The 22855-nt window shown below is 35.8% G+C and carries 20 protein-coding genes and 1 pseudogene; 14 read left to right on the forward strand and 7 right to left on the reverse strand.

Features of this window, described 5'->3' with window-relative positions; genetic code table 11:
* Positions 1 to 31: 31 nt before the first annotated feature.
* Genes ACKXGU_RS08135 through ACKXGU_RS08155 form a run of 5 tightly spaced genes read right to left on the reverse strand, consistent with a single transcriptional unit; the run spans position 32 to position 7022 of the window.
* A complete protein-coding gene (locus tag ACKXGU_RS08135; protein WP_463464848.1) occupies positions 32 to 580 on the reverse strand; it encodes a CopD family protein in 549 nt (182 codons plus the stop codon).
* Positions 580 to 3663, reverse strand: coding sequence for a VPS10 domain-containing protein (locus ACKXGU_RS08140; RefSeq protein WP_463464849.1), 3084 nt, complete (start codon positions 3661 to 3663; stop codon positions 580 to 582). The genes ACKXGU_RS08135 and ACKXGU_RS08140 overlap by 1 nt, the downstream gene beginning before the upstream one ends.
* A gap of 50 nt (positions 3664 to 3713) precedes the next feature.
* The gene (locus tag ACKXGU_RS08145; RefSeq protein ID WP_463464850.1) at positions 3714 to 5066 is read right to left on the reverse strand and encodes an MATE family efflux transporter; all 1353 of its coding nucleotides are present in this window, start codon (positions 5064 to 5066) and stop codon (positions 3714 to 3716) included.
* Entirely contained in the window at positions 5063 to 6097 is a 1035-nt protein-coding gene (hemH, locus tag ACKXGU_RS08150) for a ferrochelatase (protein ID WP_463464851.1), read from the reverse strand. Before hemH ends, ACKXGU_RS08145 begins: the two co-directional genes overlap by 4 nt.
* Before the next feature lie 25 nt (positions 6098 to 6122).
* Positions 6123 to 7022 carry a helix-turn-helix domain-containing protein gene (locus ACKXGU_RS08155; protein WP_463464852.1) on the reverse strand — a complete coding sequence of 300 codons (900 nt, stop codon included), beginning with the start codon at positions 7020 to 7022 and terminating at the stop codon, positions 6123 to 6125.
* A 193-nt stretch (positions 7023 to 7215) separates the two neighbouring features.
* Here ACKXGU_RS08155 and hemA point away from each other — a divergent pair, with 193 nt between their 5' ends.
* The 14 genes and pseudogenes from hemA (at position 7216) to ACKXGU_RS08225 (ending at position 21481) form a co-directional block, all read left to right on the forward strand.
* Positions 7216 to 8487 carry a glutamyl-tRNA reductase gene (gene hemA, locus ACKXGU_RS08160; RefSeq protein WP_463464853.1) on the forward strand — a complete coding sequence of 424 codons (1272 nt, stop codon included), beginning with the start codon at positions 7216 to 7218 and terminating at the stop codon, positions 8485 to 8487.
* A complete protein-coding gene (hemC, locus tag ACKXGU_RS08165; protein ID WP_463464854.1) occupies positions 8471 to 10048 on the forward strand; it encodes a hydroxymethylbilane synthase in 1578 nt (525 codons plus the stop codon). The genes hemA and hemC overlap by 17 nt, the downstream gene beginning before the upstream one ends.
* Before the next feature lie 44 nt (positions 10049 to 10092).
* Positions 10093 to 11118: a uroporphyrinogen decarboxylase gene (gene hemE, locus ACKXGU_RS08170; RefSeq protein ID WP_463467418.1), complete on the forward strand. Its 1026-nt coding sequence runs from the start codon at positions 10093 to 10095 to the stop codon at positions 11116 to 11118.
* Positions 11119 to 11121: 3 nt separating this feature from the next.
* Positions 11122 to 11661, forward strand: coding sequence for a GNAT family N-acetyltransferase (locus ACKXGU_RS08175; protein ID WP_463464855.1), 540 nt, complete (start codon positions 11122 to 11124; stop codon positions 11659 to 11661).
* A complete protein-coding gene (gene hemF, locus ACKXGU_RS08180) occupies positions 11651 to 12553 on the forward strand; it encodes an oxygen-dependent coproporphyrinogen oxidase (protein ID WP_463464856.1) in 903 nt (300 codons plus the stop codon). The genes ACKXGU_RS08175 and hemF overlap by 11 nt, the downstream gene beginning before the upstream one ends.
* Positions 12544 to 13566, forward strand: a complete 1023-nt coding sequence (locus tag ACKXGU_RS08185) for a DUF4421 domain-containing protein (RefSeq protein ID WP_463464857.1) — start codon at positions 12544 to 12546, stop codon at positions 13564 to 13566. The genes hemF and ACKXGU_RS08185 overlap by 10 nt, the downstream gene beginning before the upstream one ends.
* 1 nt (position 13567) lies before the next feature.
* Entirely contained in the window at positions 13568 to 14557 is a 990-nt protein-coding gene (gene hemB, locus ACKXGU_RS08190; protein ID WP_463464858.1) for a porphobilinogen synthase, read from the forward strand.
* 26 nt (positions 14558 to 14583) lie between these two features.
* Positions 14584 to 15684: a CNNM domain-containing protein gene (locus ACKXGU_RS08195; protein ID WP_463464859.1), complete on the forward strand. Its 1101-nt coding sequence runs from the start codon at positions 14584 to 14586 to the stop codon at positions 15682 to 15684.
* Entirely contained in the window at positions 15677 to 16150 is a 474-nt protein-coding gene (locus ACKXGU_RS08200; RefSeq protein ID WP_463464860.1) for a methylated-DNA--[protein]-cysteine S-methyltransferase, read from the forward strand. The genes ACKXGU_RS08195 and ACKXGU_RS08200 overlap by 8 nt, the downstream gene beginning before the upstream one ends.
* A gap of 39 nt (positions 16151 to 16189) precedes the next feature.
* A complete protein-coding gene (locus ACKXGU_RS08205; RefSeq protein WP_463464861.1) occupies positions 16190 to 17353 on the forward strand; it encodes a serine hydrolase domain-containing protein in 1164 nt (387 codons plus the stop codon).
* A 2-nt stretch (positions 17354 to 17355) separates the two neighbouring features.
* The gene (locus tag ACKXGU_RS08210; RefSeq protein ID WP_463464862.1) at positions 17356 to 18069 is read left to right on the forward strand and encodes a 3'-5' exonuclease; all 714 of its coding nucleotides are present in this window, start codon (positions 17356 to 17358) and stop codon (positions 18067 to 18069) included.
* A gap of 38 nt (positions 18070 to 18107) precedes the next feature.
* Positions 18108 to 19800 (forward strand): annotated as a pseudogene (locus tag ACKXGU_RS08215) (ABC transporter ATP-binding protein).
* 390 nt (positions 19801 to 20190) lie between these two features.
* On the forward strand, positions 20191 to 20841 hold the full coding sequence (locus ACKXGU_RS08220) for a hypothetical protein (protein WP_463464863.1): 651 nt from the start codon (positions 20191 to 20193) through the stop codon (positions 20839 to 20841).
* A 1-nt stretch (position 20842) separates the two neighbouring features.
* Positions 20843 to 21481, forward strand: a complete 639-nt coding sequence (locus ACKXGU_RS08225; RefSeq protein ID WP_463464864.1) for a hypothetical protein — start codon at positions 20843 to 20845, stop codon at positions 21479 to 21481.
* A 1-nt stretch (position 21482) separates the two neighbouring features.
* Here ACKXGU_RS08225 and ACKXGU_RS08230 read toward each other — a convergent pair whose 3' ends face one another.
* Both ACKXGU_RS08230 and ACKXGU_RS08235 read right to left on the reverse strand, forming a co-directional pair.
* Positions 21483 to 22139, reverse strand: a complete 657-nt coding sequence (locus ACKXGU_RS08230; protein WP_463464865.1) for a 3-oxoacid CoA-transferase subunit B — start codon at positions 22137 to 22139, stop codon at positions 21483 to 21485.
* Positions 22140 to 22141: 2 nt separating this feature from the next.
* A complete protein-coding gene (locus ACKXGU_RS08235) occupies positions 22142 to 22843 on the reverse strand; it encodes a CoA transferase subunit A (RefSeq protein WP_463464866.1) in 702 nt (233 codons plus the stop codon).
* Positions 22844 to 22855 lie beyond the last annotated feature (12 nt).

A 22855-nucleotide genomic window follows, 5' to 3' on the forward strand; every position in this document is an offset into this window, starting at 1 on the left:
CTAAATATAGCAATAATCAAGCCAATACATTTTAAGCATCTGGATTTTTACTTCTGATGTTTTTGTAAATTTTAAATCCAAGCATCAGTAGAATTCCTAAAACGAAAATTCCAATAACTCCAAAAATCCAATTAAATGCACTTTTTAATATCACCAAGAAAACAACGGCAAACAAAATAAAGGTAGCGCCCTCATTCCATAGTCTCATAAAATTAGAGGATTTACGAACCTCATCCCGCTGTAATTGCTTATAAAACTGATGGGTTTTTAAATGGTAAACAATCAATAAAACAACAAACCCCAATTTAACATGCATCCACGATTGCTGCAACCACGATGGAACTAAAATAAGTAACCAGATCGCAAAGGCTGTTGCTAAAATAGCCGATGGCCATGTTATGATATTCCATAAGCGTCTCGCCATGATTTTTAACTGTTTACCTAAAATTTCTTTTTCGGGTGATGGTTTATGAAAGGCTTCAATTTGATAAACAAACAATCTTGGGATGTAAAATAATCCAGCGAACCATGTTATGACAAAAATGAGGTGAAGGGATTTGATGTAATTATAGTACTCCATTAATCTTCAATGAATAAATAGTTTAATTGTTTATTATTAAATGCCGTGTTAAAGGCTTTTATTTCTTCCGAAACCAATACATTAAAAGCTTTTAATTGTTCTTCAATTTTTGCAGATAATTCATTTTTTACGGCAAGATCTTGATCTGTTGGCGCAAAATCTCCCATACTAACCAAGGCATTTAAATGGCCTAGTTTATTAGTTAAACGAATGGGGAAATTCAAAGGGTCTTGGGCACTTTGATTTTTAGTTTGATATAGTGCTTTTTCAATTTCTGAAAATTGCTCACGTAGTGTCTTTGACTTTTCAATTAATTCTAGTACTTGCTCATCATCCTTATATTGCGATTCAAAAGCAGATAATTGCTTGTCAATTTTACGAATCTTTTTTATGGTTTTATGAGACTCATCCAAGGTTTTGTTTACATCTGTAATAAAATCGAATTGTGCTTTCATATCCTCTAGAGAACTTTCAGATCTGGGATCTGCTAAAATTGTAAAAGGTTTTGACAACACCTCATCATTAACTTTTAACTCTACTTTATAATTTCCAGGCACAGCTTGCGGACCAGATAAACTCGCCCACCATAAAATCATCCCATCTAATTTTTCGGCTCCATCATACGTCATGTTCCAGTTAAACTGATTCATGCCTTTTTTAACTTCTAACTTGTCTTCTTTTTTGTTTTTTGTACTAAACGTTTTAATGGTATCACCTTTCTGGTCGAAATAAGTTAAACTCACCTCATCATCGTCCTTATAATCTTTCAAATTGAAATACGTCATTACACCTTTTGGGTGATTGGTTCCGGCTGTTTTACTGCCTGATCGTCCTGCGCCATCCATTCTGTAGGAGTCTTTTGGTTTAAACAAGAAATTGTTATCTGTATTTGAACCATAAAGCTGATGTAAAACACTTAAATCATCAATTATCCAAAGACTTCTTCCTTGTGTCGCCACAATTAAATTATTATCCTTAATGGCTAAATCGGTTATAGGAACAATAGGTAAATTTAATTGAAACGGTTGCCAGTTTTTCCCATCATTAAACGAGATATACATGCCTGTTTCGGTTCCGGCATACAACAGGCCTTTTTGTTTTGGATCTTCTCGGACAACTCTCGTAAAATGTTCTGGGTTTATGCCATTTGTGATTTTTGTCCATGACTTTCCGTAGTCGGTTGTTTTGTATAAATACGGTTGAAAATCGCCAGTTTTATATTTTGTTCCTGCCACATAACATGTGCCTTCGTCAAAGGGACTAGGTTCAATACTATTAATCATCATCCATTCAGGCATCCCTTTAGGTGTAATATTTTCCCAAGTTTCGCCTCCATTTTTGGTAATATGAATAAGACCATCATCACTACCAACCCAGAGTAGGCCTTCTTTCAAAGGTGATTCTTGAGCTGCAAAAATGGTACAATAATATTCCACACCTGTGTTGTCTTGAGTGATTGGTCCTCCAGAAGATTTCATTTTTTCAGGATCACTTTTGGTTAAATCTGGACTAATAATCTTCCATGATTGGCCTTCGTTTTCTGTAACATGAACATACTGCGAAAACGTATATAACCTATCTGAATTGTGCCTTGAAAATATAATTGGAAAATTCCACTGAAAACGATATTTCATCCCTTCAGCGCCATATCCCATAGGATTATCTGGCCAGACATTTATCGCTCTAACAGTTCCCTTTTTATGATTAACACGCGTTAAAAATCCGCCATAACTACCGCCATAAACAATATCATTGTCATCAGGATCTACAGCAATATGTGCCGATTCTCCACCTGCAGTACTTTCCCAATCATCTTCAGTAATAGACCAACCATCTGTTCTATGTGGAATTCTTACAGTAGAATTATCCTGTTGTGCTGCATAAATGCGATAAGGAAAATGATTGTCTGTAGTAACACGATAAAACTGTGACGTTGGCTGATTATGATAGGTACTCCATGTTTCTCCACCATCATAAGTTACCTGAGCCCCGCCATCATCTCCAATTATCATGCGATTTGGATTTTCGGGTGCAATCCACAAATCATGATGATCACCATGTGGAGCATTATACATGTCGAAAGATTTTCCGCCATCGGTACTTTTATGATAACGTACATTTAAAACGTAAACAACATCTACATCTTTTGTATCAGCATAAACTCTGGTATAATACCAAGCACGTTGTCTTAATTTACGCTCACTATTCACTTGATTCCAAGTTTCACCACCATCATCACTTCGGTATAAACCACCTTCGTCTTTGTTTTCAATCATAGCCCAAACACGCTGATTATTTACTGGAGACACAGTTACACCAATAATACCGAGGGTATCCGTTGGAAAACCTTTATTCAAAGAAATCTCTTTCCAAGTTTCGCCTTTATCAGTACTTTTCCATAGTGCTGACCCTTCACCTCCAGAACTTAAGCTATACGGTGTACGTTGTACGCGCCATGTTGACGCATATAAAATTCTTGGGTTTGTAGGGTCAACTAATAGATCAACTACACCAGCATGTTCATTTACAAACAAGGTCTTTCGCCATGTTTTACCACCATCTTCACTTTTATAAACACCGCGTTCAGTAGTCGGTTTATAGATATTTCCTAAAACACCTGCATAAACCACATTATGATTGCTTTGATCTATAGCGATTCGAGGAATATGTCTCGACTTATCCAGTCCAGACTGTTCCCATGTTTTTCCAGCATCAACACTTTTCCATATCCCATATCCTGAAGAAACATTGCCACGAACTGTTTTTTCTCCACCTCCAGCATACAACACATTTGGATCGCTTTTTGAAACTGAAATAGCTCCTATACTGCCACCAAAAAAACCATCTGAAATATTTTCCCATGTACGCCCCCCATCTGTTGTTTTCCATACTCCACCTCCTGTTGCTCCAAAATAAAATAAGTTTGGTTTATTGGGGACACCTGTTACAGCTGCACTTCTTCCACCACGAAAAGGCCCAAGTAAACGATATTCTAAAGCATCGTATTGCGATTCTTCAAATGTTTGCGCTTCAATATTAACAGGTAATAACAGTAGGCATAAAATAAATAATAACAATCGCATAATTTTTTTGGTATTGGTTAATGCGGACTAAAAATAAGGATTATTAAGCACTAATCAATTTCGATTATCAGGTTTCGTTTTATTTCTCTATTTAAAAAGTACGCCGTAACAATGGTTGCTAAAACATCGGCTATTGGGAATGACATCCACACGCCTAATTCACCATAAAATAATGGTAAAATGAAGATGAGTGGAATAAAGAAAAATCCTTGTCGTGTTAATGTGAGCAGAAGGGCAGGTATTGCTTTACCCACAGCTTGAAAATAGGCTGCGCCAATAAGTTGAAGCGCAATAATGGGAGTAGCCGCAAATACCCAACGCATAGCACTTGGTGTTTGAGCAATAACATCTTTATTCGACGTAAACATGCGTGTAATGGTTTCTGGGAAAGCCATTAACAAAACAAAAACAATCGTTGCCAGAACAACAGCATATTTTATGGCGGTATTAATGGTTACTCGCACCCTATCATACTTTTTGGCACCATAGTTAAATCCTGCAATAGGCAAAAAACCTTGTGTTATACCAAATACAGGAAATAAAGCAAACATGAGCATCCTTCCAACAATCGCATAGGCCGTAACCGAAGTTTCTCCACCAAGCTCAAACAGAATGTTATTCATAAACAAATAGGTAATACTCACAACTGCCTGACGTGCCATAGTTACAAATCCCAAAGAACTGATTTCTTTAACAATGGGAAAGTTTAGTCCAAAGTGATGCCACTTAATTTTTAGTTCAGAATTGTCTGATAAAAAGAACCAAAGGATAAAAGTAAAACACAACAAATAAGATCCCGTGGTTGCCCAAGCGGCGCCAGCCATACCAAAATCCATAACGTTAATAAAAAGATAGTCCAAAAGCAGATTCCCAACCGAAGGAATCATCATGGCATACATGGCAAATTTAGGCTTACCTTCCGCCCTGATAACGGTATTACCCATCATACACAGTGCTAAAAAAGGCACCCCATAGAGAACAATTTTATAATAGATTTTTGCAGGTTCAAAAATAGTGCCCTTACCACCAAATGCCGGAATAATATCATTAACATAATACAAGCCAAAGGCTATCATGGTTACTGTTAACAATAAGGTTAGAGTTAGCTGATTTCCAAATGTTTTTAAAGCTTTGTTGTTATCATTAGCCCCTAATGCCCTTGAAATTATTGAAGATCCACCTACACCAATACTCATTCCCAAAGCGGCAATAAAAAATGACACAGGAAGCACCACATTTATAGCAGCTATCGCAGTTGAGCCTATCCAGTTTCCTACGAAAATAGTATCCACTAGAATATTAAGCGACATGACCAAAATGCCTATAGAAGCTGGTACAGCTTGTTTAATCAATAGCTTTCCAATAGGCTCGATGCCTAAATCTACAGAAGTGGTTTTTTTCATTCAGATAAAATGGTTTCAGACATGGCCCATTCGTTAATCCATTCGGCTAATAAATTTACCCAGGCATCATCATCATTTAAACAGGAAACGGTTGTAAATTCATTCCCACCCATTTCATGAAAAATCTCTTGACCTTCCATAGCAATCTCCTCAAGGGTTTCCAGACAATCACTCACAAATGCTGGCGTCACAATAGCCATATTTTTGACACCTTCCTTTCCTAATCTTTCTATCGTACGATCGGTATATGGTTGCAGCCATGGGTCAAACCCTAATCGTGATTGAAAACTGGTTGAATAAGTGCCTTCTTGTAAATTGAGCTTTTCAGCTACTAACCTGGATACCTCAAAGCATTGGTGTCGGTAACAAAACTTATGGGCTTTTGAAGGTGTTTTACAACAACTCCCATCAATTTTACAATGTGATTTGGTCACGTCGCTTTTACGAATATGACGTTCCGGAACACCATGGTAGGAAAACAATAAATGGTCAAAACTCTTACCTTGAAGATGGTGCTTAATCGAATTTGAAAGCACCTCAATATATTTTGGTTTATTATAGAAAGCTGGTAAATCAGTAACTTCCAAATTAGGGAAATGCGACTTTCTAACTTCTTCGGCCAACACCAAAATGGTTTCTGTTGTGGCCATCGCAAATTGTGGATATAAAGGAATTAATAACACCTCATCAACACCTTTATCAACTAATTCCTGAAATCCTTTTTTTATGGTCATACTGCCATATCGCATCGCTAAAGCAACTGGAAAAGTTACTTGATTTTGAACTTTCGCTTTTAATCGCTCCGATATTACTATGAGCGGAGAGCCCTCATCCCACCATATTTTTTTATATGCTGCTGCTGATGCTTTTGGGCGTGTATTCAAAATAATGCCTTTAACTAAAAGGTTTCTGGCCCAAAGTGGCACATCAATGACCCGCTCATCCATTAAAAACTCTCCGAGATATTTTTTGACATCTTTGGGATTGGGACTATCTGGCGAACCCAGATTAACTAATAATATTCCTTTCATTTAATTTTTACTTAATAAAAACACCCTATGATGATAGGGACATAATATACTTTTTAGGTGTGGTTCCATATTTCTTTTTGAACGCAGCTATAAAATGGCTGGCTGTACTGTAACCTACACGTAAACCAACTTCATTAACATTATGGTCGCCTGACTCTAATAATTTTCTGGCCACCTCCATCTTATAATCAAACAAAAAACTGAAAACCGAATCTCCGTAAATTTCCTTAAATCCTTCTTTTAATTTTTTGAGACTTAACTGAATTTCATCAGCTAATTCCTGTAAAGTTGGTGGCTCTGCCATTCTGGATATAATAATATCTTTTGCTTTTCTGATTTTTATAACGTTGGATTCGTCTGCCAAAAAAGGGCATTGTTCAACACTGCCTTCTTCAGTGCGATTAAAAAACAAACTTAATAACTCGTAAGCCTTGCCTTTAAAATAAAGGTTCTTTATAGAACTATTAAGATTGAAGTTTATTAATTGATTGAGCACGATAGTCATCGAAGGTGTAATTGTGCCATCTTTATAATACTTTTTGTCACGATTATCATCACTTAAAAATGTAATATAGTCCGCTTCTTGTGAAAACAATCGGTGAAATTTTGTTATTGAAATAACCAGTGAAACCAACCACGAATTTGGACTGACATCTAAATGAATGGGTAAATCGCGTTGCGGATTATACAATAACAATGATGTTTCTTCCTTTATGGATAATGTATAAGTACCCTGATTAAACTGAAAGGCACAATTACCTTTGACACAAAAATGAAACTGTATATAACTGCTATCAATATCTCGTTCAACAGTTTTTACTTTATCTTCCTCATTCTTAAAGGTTAACACGATGAAGCCGTCGTCAACTTCCGTTTCTTCAAAAGAACCTCTTGCGGTATTTTTTATTTGATTATTATCCAACATAAAATCTTTGTTATTTAGAATAATTCTAAACAAATAGTTTTGAATGTATTACTATACCTGCAAAAGTATGACATTTATCATATTATATTGAAAATAACAATCAAAAAACTACAAACGATACTAAAAGTTCTTATGGCGTTATTTTTATAGCTATGAGCATTTTATTTTTGCTTGGTAAATTCCAAGTCAGGTCATGGAGCAATACAACATTTCAAAAGGGAGTTCCTTTTACGCCATTGGTTTGAGCTATAAAAAAGCTGATGCCGAAGTGCGTGGCCATTTTAGTTTGGGCCAACAAGGAAAAACAAATCTCTTGATTCAGGCTAAAAAAGAAGGTGTTGAAAGCTTGGTTGTGGTATCAACCTGTAACCGAACCGAAATTTACGGATTTGCCCAACATCCCTTTCAACTTATTAAATTGCTTTGTGATAATACCAAAGGCACAGTTGAAGAGTTTCAAAACGTAGCCTTTGTCTACAAAAACAAAGAAGCCATATCTCATATTTTCAGGGTTGGCTCTGGTTTAGATAGTCAGATTTTAGGAGACTTCGAAATTATTGGGCAGTTAAAACAAGCGGCTATTGCATCTAAAAAAGTAAATCTTTTAAATGCCTTTCAAGAACGCTTGGTTAATGCAGTCATTCAGGCCAGCAAACGTATAAAAACTGAAACCCAAATTTCTAGTGGAGCTACTTCAGTTTCCTTTGCTTCTGTACAATATATACTGAACACAATCAGTGATATTTCCAATAAAAATATCTTGCTGTTTGGAACTGGAAAAATTGGTAGAGATACTTGTGAAAATCTCGTTAAACATACCCGAAACTCAAAAATAACCTTAATAAACAGAACAAAAGATAAAGCTGAATCCATTGCTGGTAAATTTGATTTAGTTGTTAAGGATTATAAAGATTTAAAAGATGAGATTCAAGCAGCTGATATTTTAATAGTTGCCACAGGAGCCCAAAATCCAACTGTTGACAAACATCTTATTCAAAACCATAAAGGACTATTGATATTAGATCTTTCCATTCCAAAAAACGTGAATGAAAATGTGACGTCGTTACAGAATATTGAACTCATTCATTTAGATTTTTTGTCTAAAATCACTGATGATACGTTGGAAAAAAGAAAACAAGATATTCCTTTAGCAGAACAGATTATTAATGAAGTAGAATCTGAATTTAATGCCTGGTTGGATACCCGAAAGTTCGCACCAACGATTAAAGCCTTAAAAAATAAACTTCAAGATTTTAAATCGGCTGAACTGGATTTACAACGAAAAAAAATGGCTAACTTTAACGAAGAGCAAGCTGAAATTATTAGCAACAATATTATTCAAAAAATAACCAATCATTTTGCTCATCATTTAAAAGATGATGCCATTTCTACAGATAATAGCCTAGAGCTTATAAAAAAAGTGTTTCAATTAGAAGAAACTACCCATCATGTCCAGAACAATTAGAATAGGTACTCGTGACAGCGAGCTAGCCTTACACCAAGCCAATGTTGTAAAAGATCAATTAGAATATTTGGGTTACAAAACCGAACTCGTTCCTGTAAAATCTACGGGAGATATTGTATTAGATAAACCACTTTATGAATTAGGAATAACGGGCATATTTACGAAAACGCTTGACATAGCTATGCTCAATCATGATATTGACATTGCTGTACACTCTTTAAAAGATGTTCCAACTATATTGCCAAAAGGTATTGTTCAGGCTGCTGTTTTAAAAAGAGGCAATGTGAGGGATACCTTGGTTTTTAAAAATAACGAAGAGTTTCTTGGGGCCAAAGATGCTGTTATTGCGACTGGAAGTTTACGTCGTCGCGCACAATGGCTGAACCGATACCCAACCCACAAAATTGAAAATTTAAGAGGCAACGTTAATTCCCGTTTACAGAAATTAGAAGACAATGAGCATTGGAATGCCGCGATTTTCGCCGCTGCAGGAATTGGGCGCATAGGACTTCGCCCTGAAAATGCCATCAATTTACACTGGATGCTTCCTGCTCCAGCGCAAGGCGCTATAATGGTTACAGCTTTAGAGGAAGATGAAGAAATAAAGGCAGTCTGTTCAGAACTCAACCATGAGGAAACAGAGATATGCACCACTATAGAACGTGAGTTTTTAAACAAATTGGAAGGTGGTTGTACAGCACCTATTGGTGCATTGGCCATAATTAAAGATGATGAAGTTCATTTTGAAGGTGTCCTATTAAGCACAGATGGATCTAAAAAAATTGAGGTCAAACGATCAGAAAAATTAGGGAAGCACCAAAAGATTGCCCAATATTGCGCTGACTATATTCTTGAGCGAGGTGGCAAACGACTTATGGATAGTATCAAGCATTCTGACGTACAAACAAAAATATATTCTACCAAAACCCTCACTGACGGTCAATTACAATTGTTTCATGAAAACATAGCTATTGATAGTTCTGATTTTGTAAAAATCAGCTTAAATAGAATAAAGCCTCAAGTCGTAAGAAAGCCTATTCAAAATGTTGTCATAACCAGTAAAAATGCTGTAGAGGCCTTACTGCATAATTTTTCTGTGCCCGAATTACAATTCGAGAACATCTATTGTGTTGGCAGACGTACGAAACGACTGATTGAAAATCGAATAGGATCCGTCAAACATGCAGAAAAAAATGCTAAAAAATTGGCTGAATATTTAGTTGAATACATGGAAGGAACCCAAGTAACTTATTTCTGTAGTGACATCCGATTAGATGCCTTACCAAGCATTTTGGAAGACAATAATATATCCGTTGTCGAAGTTGAAGCCTATCAAACCAAACTTGACGCCATTAAACTCCCTAAAACCGTTGAAGGTGTTATGTTTTATAGCCCTTCAACGGTACAAAGCTATAGGCAAGAAAACAATGCCGAATTGATTGCCTTCTGCATAGGAGAAACAACAGCCAAAGAAGCCAAAAAACATTTCAAAGACATACGTGTTGCCAAAGTTCCAACTATTGAAAGTGTCATTGAACTGGTAAACGAACATTACATTTAAAATTTTGTCATGCTGAATTGCATTCAGCATCTCATATTGATACCATGATAAAAAACGATTTATTTTTAAGAGCCTTAAAGGGCGAAACGGTTGAAAGACCTCCTGTTTGGATGATGCGACAAGCTGGTCGCTATCTACCAGAGTTTATGGAAATCAAAGCAAAATATGATTTCTTTACACGTTGCCAAACACCAGAATTGGCCAGTGAAATTACAGTACAGCCTATAAGAAGATATGGCATGGATGCGGCGATTTTGTTCAGTGATATCTTGGTTATCCCTCAAGCCATGAACATTGAGGTCCAAATGAAGCCTAATTTTGGTCCCTATTTGCCAAATCCTGTTCGTTCACAAAAAGATGTGGACAACGTTATTGTCCCTGATGTGAAAGAGGCTCTTAATTATGTTTACCAAGCCATACAGGCTACCAAAGAAAAATTAAACGATGAGATTCCTTTAATTGGTTTTGCCGGTTCACCATGGACTATTTTATGTTATTGTGTTCAAGGGCAAGGCAGCAAAAACTTTGATAAAGCCAAAGAATTTTGTTTTACCAATCCTGTTGCAGCGCATCAGTTGCTGCAAAAAATAACTGACACCACTATTGCTTATTTAAAAGAAAAGGTGAAAGCAGGTTGTAATGCCGTTCAAGTATTTGATTCTTGGGGAGGTATGCTCTCACCAACAGATTATCAAGAGTTTTCTTGGCAATATATCAATCAGATTATTGAAGCACTACATGGGGATGCGCCTGTTATTGCGTTTGGAAAAGGTTGCTGGTTTGCACTTAATGAGATGTCAAAAAGTAAGGCATCGGCTTTAGGTATTGACTGGACCTGTTCGCCAAGAAATGCACGCTATTTAACTGGTGGAAACATCACATTGCAAGGAAATTTTGATCCAACACGATTGTTTTCTCCGCCATCTGAAATCAAGAAGATGGTAACCCAAATGATTAATGAGTTTGGAAAGGACAAATACATCGTAAACTTGGGTCATGGTATTCTACCTAACATTCCGTTAGATCATGCCAAAGCCTTTATTGATGCTGTAAAAGAATACAAAAGTTAGGTTTTGATTGCTAGTTTTGATTCATATTATATTGATATTATTCAAGAAAAAGATGTTTGGTCTATTTGTGATTTTGTTGTTTCCAATGAGGATCGTTTAAAGCGGTTTTTTCCACAAACCTTATATCAAAATTTAACTCCTACTCTCGCCAAATCATTTGCAGCAAAAAAAGTAAAGCAATTTTCAGCAAATGAAGAGTTCGTGTTCCTTCTAAAAGAAAAAAAGTCTCATCAATTAGTAGGAATTATTTATATCAAAGAACTTGATTGGGAAGTAAAACAAGGTGAATTTGCATACTGTATTGGTTATCAATTTGAAGAAAAAGGACTAACCACTAAAGCTGTTAGACTACTTTCTGAGTATGCATTCAAAACTATGGGCCTCAAAACACTACGAATCATAGTAAACAAAAGCAATATCTCTAGTATCAAAGTAGCTACCAATAATAATTTCACTTGGAAAGAAACATTATTAAAAGAATACACACCTCCAGGTGAAGACACTCTTGATATGGAGTTATATGAATTATACCATGAAAGATAAATTCTATCAATATATACAAGATTTACAAGATACTATTACGTCTAAATTGGAAGCTATTGATGGCAAAGCTCAATTTCAAGAAGATATTTGGAAGCGCCCTGAAGGCGGTGGTGGCAGAACACGCGTAATTGAAAATGGCCATGTGTTTGAAAAAGGTGGCGTCAATATTTCGGCAGTCCATGGCGAACTACCTGAAACCATGCGTAACCATTTTGGAGTTTCTGAAGCTAACTTTTTTGCCTGTGGGTTGAGTTTGGTTTTGCATCCCAAAAATCCATTTGTACCGACTGTTCATGCCAATTGGCGTTACTTTGAAATGTATAATCAAAATGGTGATATTGTTGATCAATGGTTTGGTGGCGGACAGGATTTAACGCCTTATTATTTGTTTGAGGAAGACGCCAAACATTTTCATCAGGTTTGTAAAACGGCTTGTGATAAGCATAATCCCGATTTTTACAAAACCTATAAGACTAGATGCGATGAATACTTTTACAATTCGCATCGAAATGAAGCTCGAGGTATTGGCGGTCTGTTTTTTGATTATTGCAAAACTTCAGATGTCATGTCCATGGAAAAATGGTTTAACTTTGTTAGAGAAGTTGGTGACAGTTTTTTAGAGGCCTATGTCCCTATCGTTGAAAAAAGAAAAGATTTACCATTTTCTAAAGAACAAAGAGATTGGCAGGAAATACGTCGCGGCCGTTATGTTGAATTTAATTTGGTTCATGATAAAGGCACCTTGTTTGGCTTAAAAACCAATGGTCGTATTGAAAGTATATTAATGAGTTTACCCCCACATGTACAATGGATTTATAATTATCAACCAAAATCAGGAAGTGAAGAAGCAAAACTTCTTGAAGTTTTAAAACAACCAAAATCATGGATTTAAAAAAAATTTTTCTATCTGTTCCTCTTTTCGTTTTACCTTTAATATGTTTTTCCCAGGAAACTGAAGAGGAGATTGTTTATAAAGAAGAAACCGAGTACAAAGTTGCATATCCAAATAGAATTACCGCTAGAATTTTTTATGTAAATACTTCCAATTCACTTCAAATTAAATCTCCCGATTCCCCTTTGTCCTTTAATCTTGAGCCTAATAAACAGAATCGGATTGGAGCATCTGTTTCTTTCAGAGGTTTAACAGCCTCCTATTCCTTTGCTCCAAATTTTATGGCTGAAAACAAAGACAACAAAGATTCCAAATTATTCACATTAGGTTTTAGGACATTTTTAGGTAAACACTTTATGCAAACTTTTGATCTGTACAGAGAAAAAGGATTTTACCTAAAGTCTAACAACCCTATTTACGAAACAACTTATCTTCCCAAAACCAATAGCTTTAAAATAGGTGGGGCGACTTCCTATATATGGAATGAGAATTTTTCATTTAGAGCCATTACTTCACAAGACGAGAAACAGCTTAAAAGCACCGGAAGCTTTATTCCAAGGATTATATATTACTATTCAAAATTCAATTTAGAAGGCATGAATTCAAGTGGTGGATATACTGATTATAGTTATTATACTTTTGATATCGCTTTTGCGCCATCATATTACTACAATTTTGTTCCAACAAAAAACATGCTGCTTTCTGCAGGAGTTTCTGCCGGCATTGGGTTAAATAGGTCAAAATCTGAAGATGAGGAAGCCTTGACTACCTTGCTGACTGAATTAAACTTCAGAGGCTCTGCAACTTATGATATTGATAATCTTTATTTAGGTGCCCATTATAGTTACTTAATACTCAATCATGATGCGGATAGAAGTTCTCGTGTAGCAGACAACATCCCTTATTTTCAAATATTTGTTGGCTATCGATTTAAAGCCCCAAAACCTTTAGTTGAATTTGCTGATAAAATTCAGAACAAATTGAACGATAAAATTGAAAAAATCAAACATTAACATGTACCCATTAATTCGAAATAGGCGTTTAAGGGCCAATGAATCTATAAGAAGTTTGGTTCGTGAAACCATTATTACTCCAAACGATTTTTTAGTACCACTTTTTGTAGTTGAAGGTAAAGGTGTAAAAGAGGAAATTGCTTCTATGCCCAATTATTATCGATACAGTTTGGATTTATTGGAACACGAAGTAAAAGAACTTTGGATGCTTGGTTTAAAATCGGTTTTATTATTTGTTAAAGTGCCTGATAACTTAAAAGATAATCAAGGAACCGAAGCACTAAATCCAAACGGGTTGATGCAACGTGCTATAAAAACAGTTAAAAATGTTTGTCCTGATATGTTGGTTATGACCGATGTGGCGTTAGATCCATATTCATCCTATGGACATGATGGACTAGTTAAAAATGGCCTTATTGCAAATGATGATACCGTTGCAATTTTAGCTGAAATGAGCTTATCACACGCTAATGCTGGTGCTGATTTTGTAGCACCAAGTGATATGATGGATGGTCGCATTTTAAGTATTCGGGAAGCTTTAGAAGATGAAGGGTATCACAATACAGGTATTATGAGTTATTCCGCTAAATATGCTTCTGCATTTTATGGACCTTTTCGTGATGCTTTGGATTCTGCCCCTGTAGATATGGCCAATGTCCCTAAAGACAAAAAAACCTATCAAATGGATCCTGCAAATCGTTTTGAAGCCATTAGAGAAACTGAAATGGATATTGATGAAGGTGCCGATATTGTGATGGTTAAACCTGGATTGTGCTATTTAGATATTGTTCGAGAAATTAAAAACGAAGTAGATGTTCCGGTTGCTGTCTACCAGGTTTCAGGTGAATATGCTATGGTAAAGGCTGCTGCCGAAAAAGGCTGGCTAGACCATGATGCTGTGATGCTTGAGCAAATTACCGCCATTAAACGTGCTGGTGCAGATATTATAGCATCTTATTTTGCAAAGGATATTGTGAAATTGATTTCGTAAATTAGCCTTAACTTAATATCATATTAATGAGTGCATTAATTTTCTGGGCAACCATTTCCATTTTCTTTTCTTTTTTATGTTCTATTCTTGAAGCTGTGCTTTTGAGTGTTACGCCTACTTTTATCAATGTCAAAAAACAGGAAGGTAGAGTCTATGCTCAAACATTGGAGGAGCTTAAAAAGGATGTGGATAAACCTTTAATTTCTATTTTAACTCTTAATACCATTGCTCATACTTTGGGAGCCATGATGGTGGGTATTGAGGCTGAAAAATTACCTTATAAAATTGAAGTTTTTGGAATCAATACAGTTGGTGTCGTTTCGGCTATCATGACCTTGCTCATCTTAATTGCTTCAGAAATTATTCCCAAAACTATAGGTGCTACATACTGGAAGCAGTTGGCTAATTTTACGTCTAAAGCCTTAACCGTTTTAATATTCCCTTTAAGATGGACAGGTATTCTATGGCTGTTGCAATTAACAACCAAGCTTATTGGTGGGAAAGGTCACCACGGTAGCGTTTTAAGTCGTGAGGATTTTCATGCCATGACCAGTTTAGCTGAAGAAGAAGGTGTTTTTCATGAATCTGAAAGTAAGGTCATAAAAAACATGCTGACTTTTAAAGAAGTTCAAGCCAAAGATGTGATGACACCTAGAACGGTCATGTCCATAGAAGATGAAAACCAGACTATTGAGTCATTTTTCAAGAAAAATGCCAATATCAAATTTTCAAGAATCCCCGTTTTTACTAATAATACCGATAATATTACAGGCTTGGTTTTAAAAGATGAAGTCTTCAAAGAAATGGCCTTTGGAAATGGAGATAAGCCTCTTACAGAAATTAAACGAAATATCATTGTCATTAACCGCACCATGCCAATTCCAAGATTGTTTGAACAATTAGTGGAAAGTAAAAACCATATGGCTTTGGTGGTGGATGAATATGGTGGCGTTAGTGGTTTGGTAACCATGGAAGATGTTATTGAAACCCTTTTGGGAATGGAAATCATGGATGAAAGTGATGATGTTCCTAATTTACAGCAACTGGCCAGAAGAAGTTGGGAAGCACGTGCTAAACGCATTGGTTTAATAGAAGACGAAGATCCTGAAGACGAATTAAATGGATAGTTGTATCATAGCGTCGCCACTAGGGTTCACGAGAATTATTGGTGACGACAATGGCATTGAATCTATTGCCGTCTTAAATTCAGAAGAAATTGTTTCAGAGGTTATCCCAGAAAGTTTAGAGGATTGCGTGTATCAACTTCATGAATATTTTAATGGTGAGCGTCAATCATTTGACATAAAATTAAATCCGCAGGGCACCGATTTTCAAAAACAAGTTTGGGATGAACTATTGAATATTCCGTATGGCAAAACCATTTCATATTTAGAACTCACCAAAAAATTAGGTGACGTAAAAGCCATTCGAGCCGTTGCTAATGCCAATGGCAAAAATCCGCTTTGGATTGTAGTGCCTTGTCATCGCGTTATAGGCAGTGATGGCAGCTTAACAGGATATGCTGGTGGATTACATAGAAAACAATGGCTGTTGGAACATGAAAGTCCTTATAAACAACAATCTCTTTTTTAATAATCATTTTTACTATATTTAGTTTACTAAAACTATTACATGAAATTTTTAAAAAAATTCCTGAAATGGGTTGTCATTATTTTTGGACTACTCATTATTGTATTGTACTTGACCGATACAGATTATCTACTTAAAGCTGTTAGAACCATATACCTTAAAGGATATACAACGGCTTATCTTGAAGATTACAAGCATTTTGATAATGAAGTAATTGAAAATGGCACACTTCAGCCTTGGCCAAATCATAAAGACTACAATTCAGCCGAAGCAACTGAGACTTTAAAAAACATAAATGCCAAAAACGGCACCATTGCTTATGTTATTATTAAAAATGATAGTATTTGGTTTGAATCTTATTATGATGACTTTGATGAAAATTCGAAATCAAATTCCTTTTCAATGGCAAAAAGTTATGTGTCAGCCATGTTAGGTAAAGCCATTATGGATGGTTATATAAAAAACTTGGACCAACCTATCTGCGATTTTATTCCAGAATTTTGTGAAGGAAAAGGCGAAAAAGCTGCCAAGCTTACTGTTGGCGATTTGTCGTCCATGGCATCAGGAACCAATTGGGACGAACGTTACTATTCGCCATTTTCAATCACTACGCGAGCTTATTTTGATGACGATTTAGATAAAGTGATGTTAGGTTTAGATGTGGTACGAGAGCCGGGAACCAGTTATAAATATGCTAGTGGTGACACCCAAATGCTCGCGATGGTTTTAGAACGGGCAACTGGTAAAAAACTATATGATTACTTAACTGAAAGCTTTTGGAAGCCACTAGGATCTGAAAACGCTACACTGTGGCAGGTTGACAGCGAAGAACATGATATGGTAAAAGCCTACTGCTGTATAGCCAGTAATGCCAAGGATTTTGCAAGAATGGGTAAGCTCTACAAGGATCATGGTAAATGGAATGGACAACAGCTGTTGGATTCTGCATTCATAGCCAAATCCGTTACACCACGTTTTGAGGCTAGTCCTGAATATGGATATGGTTGGTGGTTAAAAAAGATGAATGGAAAATCATTTTTTATGATGCGCGGTCATTTAGGTCAGTACGTTATTGTTGAACCCAATGATAATGTGATTATTGTACGATTGGGTCATTCAAAAGGGCCTGGTGACGCCATTGCAACTTTTACACCAGATATTACCACTTACATTGAAGAGGCCTATAATATGCTAGAAAATAACTAAACATGATCAGTAAACTAAATCTTGAAAACATACTTTTTTTGGACATTGAAACCGTTCCAGAAACACAGCATTTTTCAGATTTAAACGAGACCAAACAAATGCTTTGGGAGGCCAAATCGCAATATCAGCGTAAAGACGATTTTACCGCTGAAGAATTCTTTGATCGTGCCGGTATCTGGGCAGAATTTGGTAAAATAATCTGTATTTCTGTTGGCTATTTCAAAATGCAAGGCGATGTCAGAACATTTCGTGTCACCTCATTTTATGGCGACGAAGTAAAAATATTGAAAGACTTTAAAAACCTACTCATAACGCATTTTAGTCAAAACAAACATTTGCTTTGTGCTCACAATGGTAAGGAATTTGACTTTCCGTATATAGCCAGACGTATGATCATTCATAATATTGAATTACCCTATAAACTAAACTTATTCGGTAAAAAACCATGGGAAGTACCACATCTGGATACATTAGAATTGTGGAAATTTGGTGACTATAAAACATACACGTCATTGAAACTATTGACAAATGTTTTGGGTATTCCTTCACCAAAAGACGATATTGATGGCAGTGAAGTTTATCGCGTATATTATGAAGAAAATAATATAGACCGAATTATTACTTATTGTGAGAAAGATACGATAGCAGTTGCACAAATATTTTTAAGATTGCGAGGTGATGAATTACTCCACGAGAACGAAATTGTTCACATATAAAAATTAAAGCTGATGTCCTGAATTTCGTATATTTAAACATGCCTAAAAGCCCTATTTTAAAAGTATCAGATTTATCAATTTCTTTCTTTAGCAATGGTATTGAAAAAGAAATTATCCATAATATTTCCTTTGACCTAAACCCCAATGAAATTCTTGGAATTGTTGGAGAGTCAGGATCTGGAAAATCCGTATCATCATTGGCAATTCTTGGTTTGCTCCCCAAAAAAATATCAAAAATTACTTCTGGAACAATTAGTTTTAACGCTTCAGACTTAACGAAATTAACCTCAAAAGAGCTTCAAGTAATTCGTGGAAATAACATCGCCATGATATTTCAGGAGCCTATGAGTTCCCTGAACCCTTCCATGCGATGCGGAAAACAAGTAGCTGAAATTCTAATGCAACACACCTCATTAAGCAAGGAAGAAATAAAAAACGAAACGCTACAACTATTTGAAAAGGTAAAACTTCCAGATCCGAGCGCGGGTTTTTAAAGCGTATCCTCATGAAATATCAGGTGGGCAAAAACAGCGCGTTATGATTGCCATGGCCATAGCCTGTAAGCCGAAAATTTTAATTGCAGATGAACCAACCACTGCTTTGGATGTGACGGTTCAGAAAGAAATCATTTTGTTATTGAAACAACTTCAAAAAGAAGAAGGGATGAGTATTCTCTTTATCTCACATGATTTAGCACTCATTTCAGAAATTTGTGATAGGGTCTTAGTCATGTACCAGGGTAACATTGTGGAGCAAGGATCGGTTATTGAAATTTTTAAATCTCCAAACCATACTTACACAAAAGCACTAATTAATTCTAGACCAGACCTAAACGTTAGATATAAAAGGCTTGCTACCATCAGTGATTATATGAACGACACTGTTAACCATGACGTAATTACTACCAAAGAACGTCAAGAAACACATAAAAAATTATACTCCAAGCCGCCTCTTTTGGAGGTTATAAATCTTGAAAAGGAGTATATTTCAAAATCTGATTGGTTTTCTAGTCCTCATAGCTTTAAGGCTGTAAACAAAGTTAATTTTAAACTTTACGAAGGTGAAACTCTCGGACTTGTTGGTGAGTCTGGTTGTGGAAAATCTACCCTGTCTAATGCTATTTTACTTTTAGACAAAGCCACTAAAGGGCGTATTTTATATAAAGGATATGACATTAGCAATCTATCAAAAGCTGCTACTCGTGAATTTCGGAAAGACATTCAAATTATTTTTCAAGATCCCTTTGCTTCATTAAATCCCAGAATCCCTGTTGGAAAAACGATTATGGAACCCATGATGGTTCATGGTATAGGCAAAAATACATCTGAAAGAGAAACTCTGGTTTATGATTTACTCAACAAAGTAGGGTTGGATTCTTCTGTTTTCAATAGATATCCGCATGAGTTTTCTGGCGGACAAAGGCAACGTATCGGTATTGCGAGAGCCATAGCACTTGAACCAAAATTAATTATTTGTGACGAATCCGTTTCGGCTTTGGATATATCAGTACAAGCTCAAGTTTTAAATTTACTCAACGATTTGAAGGAAAATTTTGGATTCACATATATTTTCATTTCCCATGATCTGGCAGTTGTAAAATATATGTCAGACAATCTAATCGTAATGAATAGTGGTAAAATAGAGGAAATGGATGATGCTGATACTATTTATAATAATCCACAAAAAGATTATACCAAAAAACTCATTCATGCCATCCCAAAGGGATTATAACATAAACAGCTTTTTAGTTAGATATATTAAACTTTTAAGGAATTGTTTGGTTTTAAGAATTTTTGCGCTCAAACCCATTTTATAAGTAGGTTGTTCAGGTAGATTTGAGGCAAAATTCATAACGTAGGTTTTATGGTAGATTTGGGCTTTTCTTCAAACTTAAACTATAATAGATTTGGGAAAATTATAATTCAAAGTTTTAAAAAAGTTGGTTAATCAGTTCATTAAATTTGGGACTGCTAATATGTAACTTATTTTGAATAAATCTGTCTAAATGCATTATTTTTCGATGAAATGCATTATTTTTTAACATTTAACGCTGTTTTAAAGTTTTTTTCTTACAATTTTTATTAGTCAAGGAACTTTTTTTACTTTTAAATAAAAATTGTTATGAAAAAGATACTGCTCTTTTTTGTATTGGGTTTGTTGTATAGCTGCCAGATCCAATATGATGTTTCCACACGATATATATTTGAAGGACTTGTTCAAGATAGAAATGGAGATCCTATAGACAACAATCCTATTGAAGTTTGGGTTTATAATTCCAACGATTCGGATTTTATAGGTTATACCGAAACAAATTCAGATGGTGTTTTTGAGTTAATCATTCCGAAACCAACTAACGAAACTGACTTTTCCTTAAAAATAAAAGGAGGTCCTGTGTTTAATCAAAAGGACTATGTTAATATTTGGCAGTCTGACCTTTTGGATTATTACATGAATTTAGGTACGATCATCCTCATTGAGAGCGATGACGTTTCTCAATTGGAAATAACATTGAATCAGATAAATGCCGAAAATAACATTACTAATATTGAACTAGATGGATTAACCGCTGAATATACTGTTTGGGTTAATCCATTAGAAAATGAGTATGAAAATCCATACTATTATGACACCTATTATAAACCCGTTGCCAAAAATCAAAATCTGACTTTACATTATGAAGTGAGCAATAATACTACTGGTGAATCGGAATCTTATAATGAGATTATTGTTATAGGCTCAAACGATGTTACCGAATACACCATAAACTACTAATATGAGAAAGATATTCTTACTTCTATTTCTGGCGATACACGGTATTGTTCTGGCTCAAAAAACTACTGATGAAACATCAAGTGAAACCGATAAAACAGAGACGCTTTCGTTTAAGCCTCAAATCTACTCCTATGTTAGCCATCAAATGAACCATGGCAACAATTTTTTGTCCGATGGACATGATGCCGATTTTGTTGGTCTTGGATTACAATTAAACCTGGTTAAATATTATAATTTTAAATTGGGAATTGGTTGGGAGTATAACGGTTACGAAGCTATAAACTCAAGCACTATCGGTGTAATAGACAGATCTTCATACATTTCCATTTTTTCGAAAATTCAGTACCAATGGGATGTTATCAAGCACTGGTCATTGGAGCCTTATATTGGCGGTGGTTCAACAAAAATCCAGCAGAAATATAATAACTCGCAAAGTGATAGCTTTTATGGCATGAATCTCTATGCCGGAATGAATGTTGTGCTAAAACTAAACCCTCACATTGCTTTTTTCACAGGCTTTAACTACAACCTTTTGCGTTTTAATGTAGATACTGCAGAACAATGGCAAGACTACTTCAGCAAAGTCAGTCAAACCCAAATACAATTAGGACTAATTGTTTCTATAGGAAAAAACGATTAGTTTAAATAGTCATTTCAGGAATGTTTCCTTCAACAATTAATGTTCCTTCTGTTGCTTTTTGAATGTCTTCAACAGTAATCCCTGGCGCGCGTTCCAACAATTTGAATCCTCTATCAGTAACTTCCAATACTGCTAAATTAGTCACAATCTTTTTTACACAGCCAACACCTGTTAATGGTAAGCTACAACGCTTCAACAATTTAGATTCGCCCGCTTTATTGGTATGCATCATGGCTACAATAATATTTTCGGCACTGGCAACTAAATCCATGGCGCCACCCATACCTTTTACCATACGCCCTGGTATTTTCCAATTGGCTATATCACCATTTTCAGCAACTTCCATCGCTCCTAAAATAGTTAGGTGAACATGCTGCCCACGAATCATAGAGAAACTCATAGCCGAATCAAAAAAACTGGCTCCGGGCAATGTAGTAATGGTTTGTTTTCCTGCGTTGATGACGTCGGCATCTTCTTCGCCTTCAAAAGGAAAAGGGCCCATTCCTAAAACGCCGTTTTCACTTTGAAACTCTACTTCTATATCATCTCGTACATAATTGGCTACTAACGTGGGAATACCGATTCCTAAATTTACATAATAACCGTCTTGAACCTCTTTTGCTATACGTTTAGCAATTCCATTTTTATCTAAAGCCATAATTAATCTCTTTTTCTTACTGTACGTTGCTCAATACGTTTCTCATATCTTTCTCCTTGAAAAATACGTTGAACAAAAATTCCTGGAATATGGATTTGATTAGGATCCAATTCCCCAATTGGAACTAATTCTTCTACCTCGGCGACCGTAATCTTCGCAGCTCCACACATATTAGGATTAAAGTTTCTGGCTGTTCCCTTAAAAATCAAGTTTCCAGCCGCATCACCTTTCCAAGCTTTCACAAAAGCAAAATCCGCTTTAAAGGCATGCTCCAATACGTACATTTTTCCATCAAATTCTCTGGTCTCTTTCCCTTCAGCCACTTCGGTGCCATAACCTGCTGGAGTGTAAATTGCTGGAAATCCTGCTTGAGCTGCTCGACAGCGCTCGGCTAATGTGCCCTGGGGAATAAGCTCAACATCCAATTCACCACTTAACATTTGACGTTCAAATTCATCATTTTCACCAACATAAGATGATACCATTTTCTTAATTTGATGTTGTTGTAGTAATAGGCCCAAACCAAAATCATCAACACCAGCATTATTGGATATACAGGTCAATCCCTTGACACCAGACTTGACTAAAGCTCCTATGGCATTTTCAGGTATACCGCTTAATCCAAAACCACCAAACATGCAGGTCATATCGTCAGAAACACCAGCTATGGCTTCTTGCACACCCGAGACTTGTTTATTAATCATTTTTTTTATTTT

Source organism: Hanstruepera sp. CR43, from assembly GCF_055227665.1.